The sequence below is a fragment of the Geobacillus thermodenitrificans subsp. thermodenitrificans DSM 465 genome, from assembly GCF_000496575.1.
GTDB lineage: Bacteria > Bacillota > Bacilli > Bacillales > Anoxybacillaceae > Geobacillus > Geobacillus thermodenitrificans.
The window spans coordinates 1-20,055 of record NZ_AYKT01000003.1 but is presented as its reverse complement, the minus strand read 5'-3'; the positions used below and the strand labels follow the sequence as shown (position 1 = coordinate 20,055).

Below are 20,055 nucleotides of genomic sequence, written 5' to 3'. Positions count from 1 at the left end.
AGAGCGCGCGTGGCCACGAGTGATCATGCCGGCAGCCCAATGAAAGGAGAAGGTTGATGAAAAAGAAGAAGAGGCGTTTTTTCATCGGTGCGGTATTCGCTATTTTGCTGTTCGTGATCGGTTCATATTTTTACACGAATGTGACGTATATGGACAAGCCGCTGAAGGCGATGCGTAAAGCGGGCTTTACGGAAAAACAAGTGACGCTGAACGACGGTACAGTGCTTAATTATGGGGAAGGTCCGGACAACGGCAATCCGCCGCTGCTGCTGATCCACGGACAAGGCATGACATGGGAGGATTACGCAAAATCACTGCCGGCGTTGTCTGAGCGGTATCATGTGTTCGCTGTCGATTGCCATGGACATGGGGAGTCCGACTGGAATCCTGAAAAGTATTCGGCTAAGGCCATGGCGGCTGATTTTGCCGAATTTATCAAGACGGTGATCGGTGACAAGGTGATCCTTTCCGGCCATTCGTCGGGCGGCATGGTAGCGGCCTGGATCGCTGCGCATTACCCTGAACTTGTGCTCGGACTCGTTATCGAAGACTCACCGTTTTTCGCAACGGAGCCGGGCAGAAGAGAGAAAACGTTCGCCTGGGTGTACGGCTTTCAGCAGTACGAAGATTTCAAAAAACAGGATGAAATAGGCGACTATTTTGAGTATTCCTTGAAACACAGCTACTGGAAGAAGGTATTCGGAGACTTTTTATGGAATCGGTTTGCGAAGGATGCGGTCGCTTACCATAAGAAGCATCCGAATGAACCTGTACACTTGTTTTATCTGCCGCCCAACATCAATCGAATCTTCGAGTCCGCAACCTATCCATACGACAGAAGGTTTGGAGAGACCTTCTATGATAACAGCTGGTTTGAGGATTATGATCAAGCCGAAGTGCTTGCGAAGATTGAATGTCCCACTGTATTTGTGAAGGCACAGACCAATTATGACGGCGACCTGTTGCTTGCGGCTCTTACAGATGAGGACGCCCAACGTGTCGTCGAGTTGCTGCAGAATGGAAAGTTGGTAAAAGTGGATACCCCTGGACATGATATTCATTATGACAAGCCGGTTGAATTTACGAATATCATGATCGATTTTTTGGATGAAGTTTTGTGATGTCACTGTGCAGAGTTTTGGTGAAAAAGGGCCTGTAAAAGAGCCCTTTTTTTCATTTAGAAATATATCTGGCATGGGCAACATCTGACGTTGTATGGTTCTTCTGAGCAATACGTTTGATCATGAAACGCCAGTAGGCTGCTATCCACCCGACTTGATTTCAGCCCCATCTTCGAAGTTGTTGCGATGCTCTTGGTTCTTCTTTTCGAGCTCCGGGTTTTGCCGATGAATCCAAGAGACCATGTCCCCCAACGTTTCACGCTCTTCTTTTCTTTTACCGTGATTACACCGTCCCACTCCGTTCAAGGCATGGGGAAACTTTCATACAACCCGTACAGCATCGTCATAAGTTCACAACATTCCATTGTTACAATGAGACCGATAAAAAATGAACAAGGAGTTGGGAAGAGATGAAAGGTAACGGCCATTTGTCGCTAGCAATTGGTCTTGGTGCATTAGCGTTGATCCGACCGCTGATGAATATGTTGGGATTGCTTGAGAGAATCGGCCAACCGATGGCGAGTATTTCAGTCACCATACTCATCTCTGTCATCTGGATTGGTGCTGCTGTTCTGTTTCGCGTTGAAAATCCGTTGAAAACACTTCTGTATGCAGGAATCGTCTATGGGGGATTGGCGATCATAATCAGTGCGATCGCATCCCCGATTCTGGAAGGCGAGCTGCAAGGTCCGATTACCAATCCTTTTGCCATCGTCAGTGTCATCGTGACCAATGCTGTTTGGGGAGTCATAACTGGATGGATTGCTGCTGCCGTTCAACGAACAATGAGAAGGAACTAGCTATTTTTCGAGAAAAAGAGGGAGCTGAATGATGAAACGAAGACGCATATTTGCTACTCTTTTATTTGGATTGATCGCTTTATGTTTGGCAGGATGTGATGGGGATACAACGACGAATGTCGGGAAGCTGACGTTTCAGAATGAATTGAACATCCCGCCACTTCTTGAACCGACAGTGGGTCCTGATGGCACGAAACACTTCACGTTAACGATGCAAACTGGAACCACCGAATTTTTTGAAGGTAAGAAAACACCGACTTGGGGGATCAACGGCTCTTACTTAGGGCCGACGATACGTGTGTCACGCGGTGACAAAGTGGCGTTTGATGTTGTCAATCACCTTCCAGAAACTTCAACCTTGCATTGGCACGGGATGCGTTTGCCGGCTGCGATGGATGGTGGACCGCACCAAATGATTGAAGCCGGATCGACTTGGAATCCTAGCTGGACGATTGAGCAACCCGCAGCAACTACGTGGTATCATCCGCATTTGCACGGCAAAACGGCACTTCATGTGTATCGAGGACTTGCAGGCTTGTTTTTAATCGAGGATCAAGATTCAAAAAAATTACCTTCAAATTATGGCGTTGACGACATTCCGATCATTATTCAGGATAAAATGTTCAACGGGGACGGTTCCTTCAATGAAAGCATGGATCTTACCCCGTTTGGAATGTTAGGGAATCAGATTTTGGTCAATGGAACTTATGATCCGTATTTACGCATCACTTCAAGCCAAGTCCGATTCCGGTTGCTCAACGGCTCGAATGCGAGAGCTTATCATATCGGTTTTTCCGATAACCGTTCATTTTATCTAGTCGGAAATGATGCGGGATTGCTGCCGGAACCGATCAAGATGAAGCGCATTTTGTTAAGTCCGGGTGAACGTGCAGAGATTGTGATCGAATTTAAGGAAGGAGAAGAAACGATCTTGCACAGTTTTGCCGGCAAAGACGGGATTGAAAATGGAGAGTTTGATCTCGTCAAATTGATCGCCGATCAGCGTCTGACCGCAGCAACACCATTGCCTCAAACACTCACCAGCGAACCGCCGATCGAAGTTCCAGCGGATGCGAAGGTCCGAACGTTTGTACTGACTACCGAATCGGCGATCAACGGAAAGAAAATGGATATGAACCGGATTGATGAGGTTGTTCCTGCCAGATCGCGCGAAATTTGGGAAATAACAAATAAAGGCTGGGATCATAACTTTCATATTCACGATGCGACATTCACTATCCTTGATAAGAATGGTGAATTGCCGCCGAAATACGAACGGGGAAGGAAGGATACCGTTTTCATACCGAGCGGGACGAAAGTCAGATTGGCTGTTGATTTTGGAAGCTATCCAGACCCGACAACGCCTTACATGTATCATTGCCATCTGTTATATCATGAAGACAGCGGGATGATGGGGCAATTCGTGATCGTCGAGCCAGGAACAGAATCCCAAGTGTCACAACAACTTCATCAACGCCCTCATCATCATTAGGGGATCTCATGGGATCGTGAGTATCGTAGCGTCATCTTTCGATCTAGGTCAGCTTCTTTCTCGGGGCGAACCTGAACGGTTTGCCCCCTTCCGCATTTGTTGCTAAGGGGGGGAAAGTCTAAAAGAATATACGAACGTGCATGGAAGGATAGATGTGCCTTTGTTATGGCAAGGGGAGGATTTGTATTAACGTTGGATGAAGAATAAGAAATCAGTAATTAACTCGTTTGTAGGTACGGCGTTGTGACATCGATATAAAGGGGGGATTGGTCATGAATAATCTGAAAGTAGCTTTATTGCAGCTTTTGCCTGAAACTAACTTATGTGACAACCTGAATAAAGGATTGGAATATTGTAGAAAAGCAAAGGATATGGGGGCTGATATTGCATTATTTCCTGAAATGTGGAGCATTGGCTATGACATTCCCGAGAATGTCGATGAATTAAAGGCCCGTGCTCTATCTGCAGATAGCGAATTCGTCAGTTCATTTGGGAAGTTGGCTAAGGAGCTGAATATGGCTATCGGAATCACTTTTCTTGAAAAATACGATCCATTGCCAAGGAACACGCTCTGCCTCTTTGACCGCTTTGGCAACAAGATCCTTACATACGCAAAAGTACATACTTGTGATTTTGATGTTGAATGTAATTTGACGCCTGGGGATGACTTTTTCGTGGCAGATTTAAACACCTTGCAAGGCAATGTAAAAGTCGGGGCGATGATCTGTTATGATAGAGAGTTTCCGGAAAGTGCCAGGATTTTGATGTTGAAAGGCGCTGAGATTATTTTGGTGCCAAACGCATGCCCGATGGAGATCAACCGAATTTCACAGCTGCGAGCGCGGGCTTATGAAAATATGGTCGGTATTGCCACGGTCAATTATCCGATTGGTCATCCCAACTGCAATGGACATTCTACTGCATTTGATGGGATGGCATACAGACCTTCAGAAAAAGGTTCAAGAGATACACTGATTATTGAAGCGGGAGAGCGAGAAGGAATTTATATAGCTGATTTTCCGATTCAAGAAATGAGAGAATATCGAAGTCGGGAAATACATGGCAACGCATACCGTCGTCCGCAGAAATACAAGCTCCTAATTTCTGAACATGTCGAGGAGCCTTTTATCAGAGAGAATTCTCGTTATGGAGAAAGGGGTTGATATGTTTTTCAGAAATCATAACAGCAAATGGCGCAACCGGTTCAGCCAAAAGACTGTCACGAACGTTTCCTCCTCCGCTGTGATTTTTTTATCGAAAGGAAGAAAGCACATGACCAAAAAAACCAAAAGTGCAGAACGGGTTAGTCAATTTGTAGCGGCATTTCAATGTCCACTCTGTAAAAGCGCGATGAGGGTTGAGGAGCTGAAAAGCCTCGTATGCGCTAAAAACCATACGTTTGATTTCTCAAAACAAGGATATGTCAACTTGATGACTCGTCCCGCTCATAGCCATTACAAGAAGGAATTGTTTGAAGCAAGACACAAAATCATTATGGAAAGCAACGTATACACTTCCATGCATGAAACGATTGCGAAAGTGATAAAGGAGTATATGGATGTTTCGCTTAACCCTTTTATGGTTATAGATTTAGGATGTGGAGAAGGTTCTCACTTACAAAGGATTTTGGACGAATGTATGATTCCGTCAATGACTGGCGTTGGCCTTGATATTTCAAAAGAAGGCATCGCTATGGCTGCTAAAAGATACGAAGACCAAATTTGGCTAGTCGGTGACTTGGCAAAATCGCCGCTGGCGGATCAATCGTTTCATGTGATTCTTAATATTTTATCTCCTTCCAATTATAAGGAATTCAAGAGGATTTTAGTTAAAGATGGACTCGTGATTAAAGTGGTTCCCCGTCCGAATTATCTAAGAGAGCTACGAGAAGCACTCTTTGAGGACAAGGAGAAAAAGGTCTATAAGAATGATGAAATCGTGTCGCTTTTTCAAAAACAGCTCCATTTACTGGATGTATTCCATTTATGTTATACAAAAGAACTTAATAATGCCGAACTTGAACATTTAGTCCAAATGACGCCGCTTGCTTGGTCTGCGGATCAAGCACACATTGATGCGTTTCTTCATCGGGATTTTACGAAGATCACCGTGGATTTGGATATTTTAGTTGGAGTGAACAGGGGATGAAGCAGCATGTCTAAGATGGGGTGCGCGAACAAGCAATGTGTTGATCAATATCAGCACATTGCTTGTTCTTTTTTCGACAGAACTTACTGGTTACTATTTTTGGGTTGAGAAAACGGTTTGCGCTCCCAATAATCCAGTTCATCACTGTATTCCCGAAAATAACGAATCCTCTATATGTCACTGAAGTTTTTTAAAAGCTTTCCTAATTGGTTGCTCCGTCAGTCTGCCTGATTATCTATTTTCTTTCTCAAATAATATACATAAGAAATCGGAACGACTCCGCATAGAAAAACGATTCCGGCAATGAAAACACCATTCATTGCAGTAAATCCTTCAGTGAATGATGTAAGGATTCCTATTATAGTTGAAATCAATGTTAATACAACAAGTGATATTAGGAAGCTTTGTTTAGATGACCTTTTCCGACTTTCATATTCTACACTAATGTTCATTGATAAAAAAGCCGATACAACGGTTGTCAGGATAAACACAAACCATAACGGATTTTTCCTCATTCCATCTAGTCCTTTTGTGATGAAGACATAGCCCAAGATTCCGATGATGCCAATCGTCTGTAACATGTAGGCGATTCGTAAATTTTGCAGATTTTTTAATAGTAATCGTTCGTCTTTTATTTTTTGCAATTTCACCACTCTCACTTTTCTACCCAAAAAATTTCATCTAACGTTTTATTAAGCGCATAACAAATTTCGAGGCACAATTTTAAAGTAGGATTGTATTTTCCTTTTTCGATTAAACTGATCGTTTGTCGAGTTACCCCGACTTTTTCTGCCAGTTGTTGTTGGGTCAGGTTTGCTTGGATACGGGCAACTTTAAGATTGTTTCTCACAATTCCAACGATCCCTCCCTGAATGTAATTTATATATTACATTTTAAACAATATATATTACATAATTCAATATATATATTACATTAAGGATCAAAAATTTTACATTGTCTATATGTTTGATTTGCCAAAAAGGAAATGGTAGGTAGGACAAAGCAAGGGAAAGAGGCCGCCATATGATGGGGGCGATTGCTTCTTCAAGTGGAGTAGCCAGTTTGTTTCTTTTTTAATGGTTATGATGATGGGAATTCCCCGTCTACAAAACGAGTTGTAACATTCTTTTTCATCATATCTTTATGCTCAAAAAAACACTTTAAAAATTTTTCTCTTTTGTTAAAATTATCAAGAGATGAAGAAAATCATTTTTTCTTTATCATAGGTTATCTTGTAGATCTTGTAGATACTGGATTTCCCTTTGGTTCTTTTGTTTGTTGCTGGTATCGTCCTGTCCGTTCTGTTTCGTTATCGAAGGGGCTCGAATACTCATCTATTTTTATCGCTTGCTGTCTTGTTAAGCAGCCTGAGTTTGTTAGGTCTTTGGAGTTTTTATTATTATTTCATTTGGGTTATGGGAGAATAAGAGAAGGTTGGGGAGGACATTCTCTTTTCATGAAAACCATTCATCTACTAGCAAATAAAATTGATGATGTGACTTGAAAGGGGATACCTATGGTTTTAGGTGTTGCTTTCGAGGAGGGCTCAATGTATGGAAATTAGAAAGCCGAACGATGCGGAATATAAAAAGATTTTATCACTTTCACCGCAAGCATTATTTGAAGGTACATTAGGCGAAGTAAAACTGTCGGATGAAAAAGCCAAACAACTGATTGAAGCATTATTGCAGAAAGGGAGTGATTATTTAATCGCAACGGAAGGCGATCATCTCATGGGTTGGATTCTGATCGGAACAAAGAAAGACCAACTGACGGAAACGATATATGGGTTTATTTATGAATTGTTTGTGTTAGAGGAATTCAGGGGGAATGGCATTTCCAAACGGTTGTTAGAGGCTGGTATCGAACATCTTAAACGAGAGGGGTATTCAGAGGTTCGCTTAAGTGTATATGCAGGAAATCAAGCGATGAAACTATACGAAAAATTAGGATTCAAACATCGAACGATTACAATGAGTATGAACATCCCCCGTTCTTAAATCAGCATAGTTGGTTGTTGCCAACCGTTAAATGTGAAGGAACACCGCTATGAGCAAGGCAGGCACTCATCGATGAATCATACGGGGGAGCAAGTTTCATTTTAAGTTATGTTTGTAGATTATACGGGTTCATTTCGACAAGTAGGGGGACGAACTGGTTAGCTGGTGGGGATTATGCCCCAGAGGCAGAGATGTTCTGCAGCGGCTGCCGTAAAATAGGGAGGTGAGTAATTTTGTTCCATATAAGAAGTTTAGAAGAAAATGATTTTGAATTCTTATTAGATATGATGTATGAATCCATTTATATTCCGCATAATAAGCCACCGAAAGAAGAATTGCTCAATTCACCGCATATTAAAAAATATCATGAAGGCTGGGGAAGAAAAGGGGATAGAGCTTTCATCGCTTTGAACAAGGACAATCAACCTGTTGGTGCCGCTTGGTATCGCTTATTCAAAGGAAACCAAAAAGGATATGGATATGTTGATGACCATACTCCAGAACTAGGAATAGCTGTTATTGATATTGAACGAGGTAAAGGGATAGGTACGCTACTTATGAAAAAGTTATTTGAACAAGCTTTGAAAGACGGCTATACCTCTATATCTTTGAGTGTTGATCCAAACAACATTATGGCTGTACAACTTTATAAAAAGCTTGGATTTAAACGATGCGGTTCATCAGGAGCGTCTTGGACAATGGTATATAACATTTCTTCGAATTCATTTTCAACAGATGTGATAGGTAAACAAGGCCATCCGCGGTGACGAAAGGGTTTCGTCACCTTTGCTTATGTCTTCTGCTTTGAAGCATCTAGGTGAAAATATGTCAGATGAAGTAACTAAATAACGGTTGTAATATAGGCATGGTACATACGATGAGTGACACACAAACCCAAAGATAGAACGACCGAGGCGTATCTCCAGCTAGCTCATAACTTTTGAGAAGTTTGTTCTAAAGTTTTGTCTAATTTTTCTTCAATTCCATCCTATTCATGAGGCGAATGGATGGTATTTCGGAGGAGGAACAAAGCAAAACAGTAATGTATAGAGGAGCGAAGGAAAAAGCTCCTTCTTTTTTGTTAGTATTCCCTGGCCATTCTCGTCCCGTAAAAACTCCTGTCACCATACACGAAAATCACCAACACCATCGAAAAAGGATAGGAAACGAATATGCAAGAGGTTGATGTCAAATCAGGGGAGGCCAAGCTAGTTTTGGTGAAAAGTCAAAATTATAAATAAATAAAACTATGTGCTAAATAATCAATCAAAATACCTCAACAACGAAAAAGGAAGAAAAACGAATTTTGGCTGTTTTTTCGTGAAATCTTTAGCAACCAAAGGCGATTTGCATAAAAGCATGGAACAGATTGGAGAAAAAACAAAATCACCGAGCTGTTAGAGAGATTAATGAAAGAATCACACACAATGAATCCACAGCTGATGATGATTGAGTCGTCACATTACGCGCCATGCAGTTGATTATGGCCGATCACCCCGCCGCATGTAAAACGAGTGTACTGTGGATTTGGCAATCCTGAGAAGGCAGAAGAAAGGACTATGTTTCAGCATGTTCGCGATGAGCTTGGAGAGAGGATAAAGCCAGTTTGCGGAGACGGGAGAATAAAGATGGCGTTAGTTACAAATGGTAAAAAAGGAGGGGCGCCTGGCCTACATATTGATTTCTAGCCAGCCCCTCGAGCCATTCATCCTAGCATTTTTCCACATCGACGCGGCCAGAGAAAAAGGTCGCGCCGCCGCCCATGTCGGCGATCCGATCGGGAGTAAGGGAGTTGACCAAATGTTTCGTGTCCGGAGAATCAGCCCATAACCCTTGCGTGACGACGACACCGGGGAGAACATGTTCTCCAACCGATGCTTTCAACACGCATTCTCCGCGATCGTTCCATACCCGGACTCGATCCCCATCTTGAATTCCTTTCGCTAGGGCATCTTTCACATTCATATACAAACGCGGTTCTTTTTCCAACGAAATGTGCTTTTCATTATTGGAGAACGTGGTGTTTAAAAAGTTGTGGTTAGGACCGGGCACAAAGAAAAACGGAAAATCTCCATCGTCAACAATCGGCGTATACGTTGGCAGCGGAGGATAGCCATCTTGTTCCATTTTCTTCGAATACAGCTCAATTTTTCCGCTCGGCGTTGGTAATGTTCCCGGCAGCAACCGTTTGACCTTTGCTTTGATATACTGTTTTTCTACCAATGTTTCATAACGGATTCCTTCCAAGAAAGGGTTGGTTGGGTTATCCAAGGCTTGCGAAATCATTTCTTCTTCTGTCTCGTATAAACACGGATCCTCAAACCCCATTCGTTTCGCCAGCAATTGGAACACTTCGACATTCGATTTAGACTCTCCGTATCGTTCAATCACTGGTTGTTGAATTTGAACATAGTGATGCCAATAGGATGTATACAAATCTGTATTTTCAAACGAAGAAGTGGCTGGAAGCACAATATCGGCGTATTTGGCGGTTTCTGTGACAAACAAATCATGCACGATGACAAAGAGATCCTCTCTCGCCAATCCTTGTCGTACTTTGTTGCTGTTTGGGGCAACGACTGCCGGGTTTGTGCCGTACACGAATAACGAACGAATCGGCGGATCCAATTCCAACAATGCCTCACCGAGCCGATTCATGTTGATGATTCGTGTATGTTTGTTTTTCAATAGATCCGGGCGCTGCAAGCTTATTTGATTAAGAGCTAGGTAGCCGCTGTTGGATTTGATGGCGCCGCCACCTTTGACCAGCCATTGTCCGGTCAGGGCCGGGAGACAAGCGATCGTTCGGATGCACATTCCTCCGTTATCGTGATGCTGCAAACCGTTGCCGATTCGAATGAAGGAAGGAGTTGTTTGCCCATACCATCTGGCGAGCGTATAAAGATCTTCAACAGGAACGCCTGTTATGTTGGAAACAGTGACGGGATCATATTGGACAACGTGCTCGCGCAGTTCCTCATAGCCGACCGTATACTTTCTCAAAAACTCATCATCTATGAGATTTTCCGCAAACAAAATATGCATCATGCCTAAAGCGAGAGCGGCATCAGTGCCTGGCAGAATCGGAATGAACCAGTCAGCGAGCTGTCCGGTTTGGTTTTTATGAACATCAATTACAACAATCTTCGCCCCGTTTTTTCGGGCTTTTTGGGCTAAGATGACTTGATGCATGTTGGTGCTGACCGCATTAATTCCCCAGAAGATGATGAGTTTGGCATGAATGGTTTCTTCCGGATCGATTCCAAAGCCGCCTCCCATCGTATATTGAAGCCCTTGAGATCCAGCGGATGAACAAATGGTCCGATCAAGCAAGGATGCGCCTAGCCGATGGAAAAACCGCCGGTCCATGCCTTCGGCGCTGAGTCTTCCCATGTTGCCATAAAAGCTATAAGGGAGGATGCTTTCAGGTCCGTATGTTTCAATCAATTCTTTCCATTTGGCCGCAATGGTCTCGAGCGCTTCGTCCCAGCTGATTCGCGCAAATTTCCCTTCCCCTTTGGCACCTATACGTTTCAGCGGGTATTTCAAACGTTTCGGATCATAAATTCGTTCCATCATATTCCGCACTTTATTACATATATGGCCTTTTGTCACAGGATGAGACGGGTCGCCTTGGATTTTTACGATTTTCCCATCCTTCTTATGCACGAGCAACCCGCATTGATCAGGACAATCGAGAGAACAGACAGACGGAAAGACGCCGGTTGGCTGTTGTACAAATGAACCCATCGTTTTCTCCTTTCTTGATCAAATCAATGATGGCGACTGAGTTAGATGGTTAATATGATAAAATAATTTGAAGAGTATGGCAACAATGATATATAAAACTTTTGGATTCTATGACATCTAAAACGAGAGAAGGATGGCTTTTGCCGCTGCATCAACTCGAGTTCCGTTTGATTATCACCCACTTACGCTCACATGTAGAAGTGCGGATGAATCGCTATTCGCGCTCAATCTCTCCCTTGCCTTCAACGACCAGAAGGTGTAAAATGGAAAAAGGAACAAATGTTCTGTGCAGAGAGAGGAAGGTCATGCACAACCTCTATTGCTTTCGATTGTATCCCACCCGAACACACGCAAAAACAGAATAAGCAGGAACAATGAAAACGGCTATACTGCGGAGCCGGGACCGATGGTGTATTCTATTTTGACTTAATATTTTATGAGGAGAATGCTGATGAAAAACAGTCGAATGAATCCTAAAGTTGATCAATATTTAACTGAGGGCTGTGGACGCTGTCCGCTAGTGGGTACTCCCGATTGTAAAGTAAACAAATGGCCGACAGAATTAAGAGCATTGCGAACAATTGTTCTTGAATGTGGATTGACAGAAGAAGTGAAATGGGGAATTCCATGTTATACATTCCAAAAGAGCAATGTCGTAACAATCAGTGCTTTGAATGAATACTGTGCACTTGGTTTTTTCAAAGGCGCCTTGTTAAAAGATGACCATCACATTCTAGAAAAGCCCGGGGAGAATACGCAGGCTGCGCGACGGATTCGGTTTACAAATGTTCAACAAATCATCGAGCTTGAACCTGTGTTGAAAGCATATATTAACGAAGCCATGGAAATTGAAAAAGCGGGCTTAAAAGTGGAGTTCAAAAAGAGTCCAGAGCCAATTCCTGAGGAGCTTCAAAAAAAATTTGACGAAATGCCGGACTTAAAAACAGCGTTTGAATCATTGACACCTGGACGGCAAAGAGCGTATATCCTTTATTTTTCTGGAGCGAAACAATCGAAAACGCGAGAAGCAAGAATTGAAAAGTATATCCAGCGCATTCTTGATGGCAAAGGATTGCATGATTAGCACCAAAGCGGATACATCTCCTTACATTCTAGGCATTCATCTTCACGCCTAGATACACGCCTGAAGTATGCCCAAATGCCTCCGTTCCCTTTTGTATCAAGGAGCGAGAGGCATTTTGTTTTGATAAGTTAACATACAAAAAAGTGCATGCAGATTCTGTATTCCATCGCTCGTTTACTGATTACAAAGAAGTAGTCAAAGGACTTGAGCTATTGAGCAAAAATGAAAAATGGGCAATACAACTAACGGAATACAAAGACTTAAAGATGGCTGAGCGGCTAAAATGGGTGAAAGAGCATAAAGAATTGAAGATTTATGGAATCGCTATAACGGGAACTGCCAAAGATGTTTTGGCTCTAGAAAAGATGAAGGAAGTGAATGTGATTCGATTAGGTCAGATTAATTAATTTGCCATAGCACAAAAGGAGGATTGTCGAAAATGAAAATAGCAAGAATCAATATACTGAATACGCTGGTGGCTATATTTTTTGCTTATTTTGTTAAATGTACAAATTATAGCGGAGATTCCTGTTTTTGATATCCGTTATATTTGGATTTCATTGTTCAGATTGCTTATATGCTTGCTTGGTCTCCTAAAAGAAAATCGATTCTACTCCTATTTAGGCGGCATTCTTCACTTCATTCTAATCGTTTCTTGTATGGGAATGATTTGGTTTGGCTTAGGAATTAACTATCAGCCATAAGAAAACTCATGGAAATTAGTATTACAGCGGATGTCGAAGTTGCCATCCATTATATTGAACAAACGCAGGAGAAGGAAATAGTATGAAGCAGAAAAAACAGCAAGAAGTATATAGAGGACTGTATATATTTCCAATGATAATAAGAAGTGGAACACGATGAATTTTGAGATAAGTTGATTAAAGTAAATGGATGGTATTTTGGAGGAGGTACAAAGCAGATAGATATAGAGGGGAACGTGGGTCTAGAGGAGCTGATTAAAAAGCTCCTTCTTTTTTTGTCAGCATTTTCGTCTACTCTCGTCCCGTAATGGCTTTTGTCAACAATATATGAAAACAGGATTGACAGTGAATATTCCAGTGGTGAAAACGTGATAGAAAACGTCAATAGTACAAATTTAAACATATCCAAATGTTGAATTTTAAATCGAGGGAGAGATGAAGGAAACAGACAAGCTGATTTTGGCGAAAAGTCAAAATTATGGAATAATAGAACTATGTGCTAAATAATCAACAAAATTAAACGAAAGAACTCTAAACAACTAAAAGGATTAGTGTTATCGCTCATACAGAACCAGATGCCCAATTTGGGACAAACGCCCCTGCAACCATGACACTTGTCTTTACATAACTGACAGTAATAATTTTGAATTAGCGTTTGTCGTAGCTATTGATGGTTTTGAGACCCATTCTCTAGTACAGCGTTTGCCGCTGTCATTGGACCGCTGATGAAAGTGCCTGTCATGATTTCATTGGTCAACGTGGTACTATGGTTTCAACGAAAAAGCCAGTATCATACTACCGACGGAGATGGAATGAAATATGAAAGCCAAAAAGATCAGTTACTTCTTATGCACAGACAACTCTTGCCGCAGCCAAATGGCAGAAGGAGGGGCAAAAAATATCTTGGTGATGATTTGAAAGTGGTACAGTGCCACAAGCTAAATCCAAACGCGGCAAAAATTACATCCTTTGTGTTTGTCCGTTACCAAACTTTTATTCTAAATCATTTTAAGAAGGAACTTCAAATAAACATCTTGAAAATGATATTGGCCCATTCCTAAAGAAAGCAAGGTTGTTGTGATATTCAAATGAAAGCGAAGATGTTGCAGACAAAGCCACGATAGAATGTGAATGCCGCCCATCTACATTTCAACGTAAGTAGGGTTGCTAATGTAAAGGGCATTAGGGCGATTCCTAGCGTCTTCTATTATGAAAATAAAGGAGGGTCCATATGAACATTCGCCGCTTTCGCGAAGAAGATTGGCTGCAAGTAAAGGAAATTTACGAGCAAGGAATTGCGACAGGACAAGCAACATTTGAGACGGCAGCACCATCGTTCGAAAAATGGGTATCGACCATTGCGGCAAATTTATGTTTCGTCGCTGAAGACGAAGAAGGCATTCAAGGATGGTGTAAGATCAGTAAAGTATCGGATCGCTGCGTGTATCAAGGTGTAGGAGAGGTGAGTGTGTATGTTCGAGAGGGGAGTCGGGGAAAAGGAGTGGGAAGACAACTTCTAGAAGTCATAATCAAAGAATCAGAGGAAAAAGGATTTTGGACATTAACAGCAGGGATCTTCCCTGAAAACATACCGAGTTTACGTTTACATCAAAGTGTTGGATTTCGTGTAGTTGGTATAAGACAACGTATAGGAAAGTTACATGGAGTATGGCGTGATGTTGTTATGCTTGAACGTCGTAGTCAAATTGTGGGTATAGATTAATAATGACTTTTAAATATTCAATTAAATTATACGGGCTCATGGTGTTAGATGATAATAGACGTTAGTTAATTATGTATTCTCTACATGTCGTGATCGCGTAGAAAAAGCGAATTATGAATTTTATTAAAAACAAAGCTCTGAGACAAAAGGAAAATCGAGCAATGAAAGATCATATAAAACACGACGTTTATATGCCTTTAAAAGATATTCGCAAAATAGTGAATTCTATTTTGCCAAATGCCATTATCCGAAGACATTTGTTCTGGAGATATTCTTTGATTTGGAAAAAAGAGGTGTAATAAATGATTATTTGGATAAATGGGGCTTTTGGTTCGGGAAAGACAACATGTGCTTATGAATTAAATAAAAGGTTGCCCAAATCTTTTGTGTACGACCCAGAAAATATTGGTTATTTTATAAGAAAAAATATACCGAAAGAACTGCATGAGTCAGATTTTCAAAATCATGAACAGTGGAGGTTATTCAATTATCAAATGTTAAAATATCTATCTGATACATATGATGGTATTATTATATCACCCATGACATTAATTAATCGTCAATATTATGATGAAATCATTGGACGACTTCTCGAAGATGGTATTGGGATAAAACATTACATTCTTTATGCGGAGAAGGAAACTATAGAAAAACGCCTTAACAAACGATTGGAATGGGGCAATTCATGGGCAAAATCACAAATTGATCGATGCATTTATGCATTTAATCACGAGATTACCGAGGAAAAAATAATAACTGACTACAAAACTGTTGATAACATAGTGGAGGAAATAGCTGAAAAAAGCGGTCTAACTCTACTAAATGACAAAAGAGGCCGCTTTAAAAAATTAATTGATAGATCCATTATTCTTATGAAACACATACGGTAGTTCGCACTTATTTTGAAGAATAAATATGCTATTTAATTCGAAAATGTCCCCAGCGTGTACGTCGGGCGAGTCCATGACAGACCTCGACGGTGCCGGAGTTTTCGCAGCGCTTCAAGGGAAATGGAAACGCCGAAGTGCTTTTCGCCATAGGACTGCAGGAGTTTGGTGTTCCACGCCGAAGCCACACCCCACTCCCGTTCGGCGGGAGTTGTGGTGGGCACGAGCCGCTGGCTCTCTCCGGCTGTTCTTTAGTGAGAAACAGCTCGCGTCCGGGGACGAAATCCCGATGAGAGGTCCAGCCCACCTTCGTTGAACAACGAGACAGAATGGGAAACAGTTTGTCGACACACGTTGACCATGGAGGCCGCCTCTTTTCCTAAATCACCTTCCATGACCAGGCGAACGACCATCACTCGTTGACGGTAGAAGAACAGAATGTTTGCCTCAATCTGTGATGACTTGAAATGCGACATGGGTGGATAAACGAGCAGAAAGGTTGAAGGAGCAAGTAATTCATTTTTAGCTAAAACGGTTAAACAAAAGGGGATGGGGAAATGATTGTGCTTGAAACACAAAGGTTGATATTAAGGCAGTATGAGGATGAAGATATTACTCCTCTACATCATATTTTTTCTGACCCAGAGACCATGAGGTTTTATCCAGCTCCTTTTAGTATTGAGCAAACTCAAGACTGGATTAAACGAAATCAAGATCGATATCGGAATGATGGCTATGGATTATGGGCGGTTTGTTTGAAGGAAACGAATGAATTGATCGGTGATTGTGGTCTTGTGAAACAAAAAATAAATGACAGTATTGAAGTGGAGATTGGGTATCACATCAATAAAACGTATTGGTCAAAGGGATTCGCAACAGAAGCGGCCAAAGCGTGCAAGGAATATGCGTTTTACAAATTGGGTTTAAGTAAGCTGATCAGTATTATTGATCCAGGAAATGTTCCATCCATTCGTGTGGCGGAGAAGATAGGTTTCACTAAGGAAAAAGAAGTATTTATTTTCGATAAGAACCATTATATATATTCAGGGGTTAAAGAGAAGGAGGATTGAACTGAGGCTCCACTATTATTTATATATTAATTTCATAATGATTAGGAGGTTTATATGGACAGTGATGCTCTCGTTTACTTCGTCTTGGGGGCATCCTTTTATTTTGGAACAGTATGGCTATCTTGCTGAATAACAAAATGCCTTTATGGTTATCCGGTTTGATTATCTGCATTTTTGGACCCGTCCTTGCATTGATCATAGGTACAACATTGGTAAAGTATAATCACAGTCAAGGCGGCACCAGCGAAGGTGCAGGATATGCAGCGGCATTTATCGGGTTGATGATTATAGGGATTATTTCAAAAATAAATCATTTCCTCAAAGAAAAAAAGATAAACCAGTAAGTTCTGCTCAAAAAAAGAACAAACGATGTGCTGATATTGATCAACACATGGCTTGTTCTCAAAACTCAATTTGAGCAAGCAAAACAAAATGCCGCTTCTACTAACAAAGTAGCACCATATGCATAACCATCAACGGTGTGAAGTGAGTCTATGATCGATGCATTCGCAGTTGGTGAAGTATCGATCCTTTTATGAAAAAAAATCAAGCGATAACTAGGAAAAGAAGGAAGAGGGAGAGACAAAAAAATAAAAAAGTGGATGGTTTCGGTCCTTACATGATGTATAATGTTGGAAAACGGAGGTGATTTTTGGTTGAATGAACGGATAGCTATTATTAAAAAGTTATGATCAACAAAGGGGGATTATCGTGTTAAATAAGAAAAAAGCAGGAAATATATTGGGTGTCGCGTCTTTGTTGCCTATAATCATAAGTATCATTATTTTCTATATTGAAAGAGGTCCAAATGCTAATATTTATTTCGTGGTCACAATTTATTTGATCTTATCCATGATTGGTATTTTATTCGCAGTGTTCTCATGTTTAATGACTAAACGCTTCTTTCTGCTCATTATCAGCTTGATAGGAAATGGAGCGGTTTTGGTCGTTGCTTTTCTTTTGCTATTGGCAATGGGAATTAGTGAACCATAAAAAATATTCTTCATCAATTAGGGGATAGTTTAAATGACCGTCTTCAAAGTCGATTCCTCGATTGGGAAATCGGCTTTTTTATTTCATTAGCTCTATTAAACAAATTAGTCCTTTGCTTGATTCCTTGTTGAATTAATAAAGCTCTCGTTTGCTGAAGATGGAATTTATCGCTTGCGAATATGTAAATCTAAATATCAGAAATGAATAAGCAATGCTCAATGAATCTTCAACTAGAAACCAGGAAAAGAAGGGAATAAGAAAAATAAAAAGACCGGATTGCTCCGGTCATTCTTATTCATCCCTATTCATTCCCATTCATACGGATCCCAACTATATGTTTTTGCAGAGACCGTACCTTTAAAATAGTAACTTGCCCAGCTATCACGTATATCCACGTAAAATGTTCCAGCTTTCATATTCGTAAAGATGGCACTGCCGTTCACTTGTGAAAATGGTTTAAAGGCTGTACAGTTTCCGGTAGAAGCATTGCAAAGTCGAACAGATAAAGCACTAGTATCCCCATACATGTGTTTAACCGCACCTGAGTTACGATTTACGGAATACAGATCATAATGGACAGAGACAGTGACATTCTTTTCAACCGAAGTGGTTCGAATCGTCAATTCGTATTTCCCATCTTCAGTCGCAAACGAAGCTGGTCCAAAGTCAGTATAGGAAGCAGCATACGCATTTGGAGTTCCCAATCCTAACACTAATGATCCTGCTGCAATCGCAGCAACGATCCCCTGTTTCAATCGCTTAAACAAAGAAATCTCCTCCTCTTAATCTATAAAGTTTATTGCCACAACATTTATTTTATTTAAAATCGCCTGCAAGTCAATAAATGGTTTACAAACCATTTATTTTAATTCATAGGTACTATTACCATGAAACTATCAGATCCATTGTAGCTGTTCTTTAAGTACCACGGTGTGGTGACAATATGGCTATGTCCGGCCAGCCGGCACGCCTTTTCGATATCATCGTTCGTTGCTTTTATGCAACTTTTCTAAACAAATTCAATGCTGAAGAATGTTTGAGTAAATGGATGTGATAAAATCAAATAAGAAACCTTTTTGAGAGGGAGAGAGTTTTGGAAGTCAATACTGAACGTTTATTCATTGTTCCATGTACTTTAGAGAATTACTATCAATTTTCCCATCAATATGATATGGGACCTCATATTGAAATGTATTTGGAGCAGTTAAAGAGGGATTCTTCCGTTAAAGGTTGGGGTGTTTGGTTTGTCATACGTAGGGAGAATAATCAAGTTATTGGCGATATTGGATTCAAAGGAAAGCCTAATGACCGAAAGACAGTGGAGATAGGGTATGGTATCATTCCAGCTGCACAAAATAAAGGTTTTGCAACAGAAGCAGTTCAAGCACTAATTGATTGGGCATTTTCTTCTGGACAAGTAGAGAAAGTGATTGCCGAATGTTTAGAAGACAACGTTGCATCGATCAGGGTTCTTGAAAAGGTAGGAATGAAAAGAACTTCTGCTAAAGATGGAATGCTATATTGGGAATTAGAGAAACCTTGTAAATAACGAAATCAAATTTTAAAGAGCATAAGGTGTACTAGTAAAACATACGGACCAATATGTGCAGGATGGAGTCACCAAGGGCGTAAGTGAAACAATCGTCCCACGTTCCAAATGGAGAGTACAAATTCGTGATTCCCCCGCGAGTAGTCTATGTGTATGACATGGACAAAGCCGTGGAAGGGGATGGAACGGTCAACAACACCTCTACCGGCGGGGGGAGGAAGCAAGACTTCACCGGCCGTAACGTGTGTGCCAAACATTCATGCGATTGTACAAGGAACGAAAGTCACCCTTCAATGAGAATCTGCTTGGAGAACAAGCCGCTGCCTACTATCGGGTGGTTCGATATGTCAAAGATGAGCAAGGACCATTTGTCCAAGACAGTGCAGTCCGAACCATCAACGGCACTATCTTTGTCGATACGATTGCGGCGAACAAAGAGTATCGTTACGAAGTGATTTCACGCGTAACCATGACGTATCTCTTTGACCAAGCAACGAAAGTCACCCTTTCTGCACTAACAGAAGGGGAGAGACAGGTCTTCGTGGCCGACCATGTATTACATGATGGACGCATGGAATATGAGGTTCAACGGTATGTCAAAGATCCGGAAACGGGGCAATATGTCGAAGACGGAGAACCGTTTACGGTCAATCAGTTGTCCTTCGTCGATCTGAATCCGATTGACAGTAGCAAAGAATATAAATATACCCGTGGTGCTAGATAAAATCAAACAA

22 protein-coding genes and 3 pseudogenes are annotated in these 20,055 nt (G+C 41.3%); 19 read left to right on the top strand and 6 right to left on the bottom strand.

What is annotated here, in order from left to right:
• Window positions 1-56 precede the first annotated feature (56 nt).
• The 5 genes from DSM465_RS0104765 to DSM465_RS0104740 all read left to right on the top strand — a co-directional run bounded on the left by DSM465_RS0104765 (window position 57) and on the right by DSM465_RS0104740 (window position 5,561).
• On the top strand, window positions 57-1,121 hold the full coding sequence (locus DSM465_RS0104765; RefSeq protein WP_029760764.1) for an alpha/beta fold hydrolase: 1,065 nt from the start codon (window positions 57-59) through the stop codon (window positions 1,119-1,121).
• A gap of 410 nt (window positions 1,122-1,531) precedes the next feature.
• Window positions 1,532-1,921, top strand: coding sequence for a hypothetical protein (locus tag DSM465_RS0104755; protein WP_011887391.1), 390 nt, complete (start codon window positions 1,532-1,534; stop codon window positions 1,919-1,921).
• Window positions 1,922-1,952: 31 nt separating this feature from the next.
• Complete coding sequence (locus DSM465_RS0104750) at window positions 1,953-3,413, top strand: multicopper oxidase family protein (protein ID WP_230459226.1); 1,461 nt, start codon at window positions 1,953-1,955, stop codon at window positions 3,411-3,413.
• 272 nt (window positions 3,414-3,685) lie between these two features.
• Window positions 3,686-4,576 carry a carbon-nitrogen hydrolase family protein gene (locus DSM465_RS0104745; protein ID WP_029760762.1) on the top strand — a complete coding sequence of 297 codons (891 nt, stop codon included), beginning with the start codon at window positions 3,686-3,688 and terminating at the stop codon, window positions 4,574-4,576.
• A gap of 109 nt (window positions 4,577-4,685) precedes the next feature.
• Window positions 4,686-5,561, top strand: coding sequence for a putative RNA methyltransferase (locus DSM465_RS0104740; RefSeq protein WP_029760761.1), 876 nt, complete (start codon window positions 4,686-4,688; stop codon window positions 5,559-5,561).
• A 218-nt stretch (window positions 5,562-5,779) separates the two neighbouring features.
• On the opposite strand, the gene DSM465_RS0104735 is transcribed toward DSM465_RS0104740, so the two are convergent.
• Both DSM465_RS0104735 and DSM465_RS0104730 read right to left on the bottom strand, forming a co-directional pair.
• A complete protein-coding gene (locus DSM465_RS0104735; protein WP_029760760.1) occupies window positions 5,780-6,205 on the bottom strand; it encodes a hypothetical protein in 426 nt (141 codons plus the stop codon).
• An 11-nt stretch (window positions 6,206-6,216) separates the two neighbouring features.
• Window positions 6,217-6,411 carry a helix-turn-helix transcriptional regulator gene (locus DSM465_RS0104730; protein ID WP_029760759.1) on the bottom strand — a complete coding sequence of 65 codons (195 nt, stop codon included), beginning with the start codon at window positions 6,409-6,411 and terminating at the stop codon, window positions 6,217-6,219.
• A gap of 703 nt (window positions 6,412-7,114) precedes the next feature.
• Between DSM465_RS0104730 and DSM465_RS0104725 the strand changes: the two genes are divergently transcribed.
• From DSM465_RS0104725 to DSM465_RS19810, 3 genes and pseudogenes are all read left to right on the top strand, one after another.
• Complete coding sequence (locus DSM465_RS0104725; RefSeq protein ID WP_008879126.1) at window positions 7,115-7,561, top strand: GNAT family N-acetyltransferase; 447 nt, start codon at window positions 7,115-7,117, stop codon at window positions 7,559-7,561.
• A gap of 233 nt (window positions 7,562-7,794) precedes the next feature.
• Window positions 7,795-8,328 (top strand): GNAT family N-acetyltransferase, encoded by a 534-nt coding sequence (locus DSM465_RS0104720; protein WP_029760757.1) that lies wholly within the window; start codon window positions 7,795-7,797, stop codon window positions 8,326-8,328.
• Window positions 8,329-9,048: 720 nt separating this feature from the next.
• Window positions 9,049-9,187 (top strand): annotated as a pseudogene (locus tag DSM465_RS19810) (arsenate reductase); the annotation flags it as partial.
• Between the two features lie 84 nt (window positions 9,188-9,271).
• Here DSM465_RS19810 and DSM465_RS0104710 read toward each other — a convergent pair.
• Entirely contained in the window at window positions 9,272-11,311 is a 2,040-nt protein-coding gene (locus DSM465_RS0104710; protein WP_029760756.1) for a molybdopterin-containing oxidoreductase family protein, read from the bottom strand.
• Window positions 11,312-11,762: 451 nt separating this feature from the next.
• Between DSM465_RS0104710 and DSM465_RS0104705 the strand changes: the two genes are divergently transcribed.
• From DSM465_RS0104705 to DSM465_RS0104685, 6 genes and pseudogenes are all read left to right on the top strand, one after another.
• The gene (locus DSM465_RS0104705; protein WP_029760754.1) at window positions 11,763-12,395 is read left to right on the top strand and encodes a YdeI/OmpD-associated family protein; all 633 of its coding nucleotides are present in this window, start codon (window positions 11,763-11,765) and stop codon (window positions 12,393-12,395) included.
• A 143-nt stretch (window positions 12,396-12,538) separates the two neighbouring features.
• Window positions 12,539-12,802, top strand: coding sequence for an anti sigma factor C-terminal domain-containing protein (locus DSM465_RS0104700; RefSeq protein ID WP_029760753.1), 264 nt, complete (start codon window positions 12,539-12,541; stop codon window positions 12,800-12,802).
• Window positions 12,803-13,711: 909 nt separating this feature from the next.
• Window positions 13,712-13,881, top strand: a pseudogene (locus tag DSM465_RS19805) (arsenical-resistance protein); the annotation flags it as partial.
• Between the two features lie 37 nt (window positions 13,882-13,918).
• Window positions 13,919-14,052 (top strand): annotated as a pseudogene (locus DSM465_RS19800) (arsenate reductase); the annotation flags it as partial.
• 278 nt (window positions 14,053-14,330) lie between these two features.
• Entirely contained in the window at window positions 14,331-14,822 is a 492-nt protein-coding gene (locus tag DSM465_RS0104690; RefSeq protein ID WP_029760751.1) for a GNAT family N-acetyltransferase, read from the top strand.
• A gap of 302 nt (window positions 14,823-15,124) precedes the next feature.
• Window positions 15,125-15,712 (top strand): adenylyl-sulfate kinase, encoded by a 588-nt coding sequence (locus DSM465_RS0104685; RefSeq protein ID WP_029760750.1) that lies wholly within the window; start codon window positions 15,125-15,127, stop codon window positions 15,710-15,712.
• 32 nt (window positions 15,713-15,744) lie between these two features.
• Here the strand turns inward: DSM465_RS0104685 and DSM465_RS19795 are convergent, their stop codons facing one another.
• Window positions 15,745-15,897 (bottom strand): winged helix-turn-helix domain-containing protein, encoded by a 153-nt coding sequence (locus tag DSM465_RS19795; RefSeq protein ID WP_157806979.1) that lies wholly within the window; start codon window positions 15,895-15,897, stop codon window positions 15,745-15,747.
• 63 nt (window positions 15,898-15,960) lie between these two features.
• Window positions 15,961-16,122, bottom strand: coding sequence for a helix-turn-helix domain-containing protein (locus tag DSM465_RS19790; protein WP_161627862.1), 162 nt, complete (start codon window positions 16,120-16,122; stop codon window positions 15,961-15,963).
• Window positions 16,123-16,266: 144 nt separating this feature from the next.
• Here DSM465_RS19790 and DSM465_RS0104680 point away from each other — a divergent pair, with 144 nt between their 5' ends.
• The 3 genes from DSM465_RS0104680 (at window position 16,267) to DSM465_RS0104670 (ending at window position 17,772) form a co-directional block, all read left to right on the top strand.
• Window positions 16,267-16,779, top strand: a complete 513-nt coding sequence (locus tag DSM465_RS0104680; RefSeq protein ID WP_029760749.1) for a GNAT family N-acetyltransferase — start codon at window positions 16,267-16,269, stop codon at window positions 16,777-16,779.
• A gap of 113 nt (window positions 16,780-16,892) precedes the next feature.
• Window positions 16,893-17,123, top strand: coding sequence for a hypothetical protein (locus DSM465_RS19785; RefSeq protein ID WP_051358513.1), 231 nt, complete (start codon window positions 16,893-16,895; stop codon window positions 17,121-17,123).
• A gap of 367 nt (window positions 17,124-17,490) precedes the next feature.
• Window positions 17,491-17,772, top strand: a complete 282-nt coding sequence (locus tag DSM465_RS0104670) for a hypothetical protein (RefSeq protein ID WP_008879114.1) — start codon at window positions 17,491-17,493, stop codon at window positions 17,770-17,772.
• Between the two features lie 305 nt (window positions 17,773-18,077).
• Here DSM465_RS0104670 and DSM465_RS0104665 read toward each other — a convergent pair whose 3' ends face one another.
• Complete coding sequence (locus tag DSM465_RS0104665; protein WP_029760746.1) at window positions 18,078-18,539, bottom strand: hypothetical protein; 462 nt, start codon at window positions 18,537-18,539, stop codon at window positions 18,078-18,080.
• A 326-nt stretch (window positions 18,540-18,865) separates the two neighbouring features.
• Here DSM465_RS0104665 and DSM465_RS0104660 point away from each other — a divergent pair, with 326 nt between their 5' ends.
• Entirely contained in the window at window positions 18,866-19,321 is a 456-nt protein-coding gene (locus tag DSM465_RS0104660) for a GNAT family N-acetyltransferase (protein ID WP_029760745.1), read from the top strand.
• A gap of 265 nt (window positions 19,322-19,586) precedes the next feature.
• Window positions 19,587-20,045, top strand: coding sequence for a hypothetical protein (locus tag DSM465_RS0104655; RefSeq protein ID WP_155121000.1), 459 nt, complete (start codon window positions 19,587-19,589; stop codon window positions 20,043-20,045).
• Window positions 20,046-20,055: the final 10 nt, after the last annotated feature.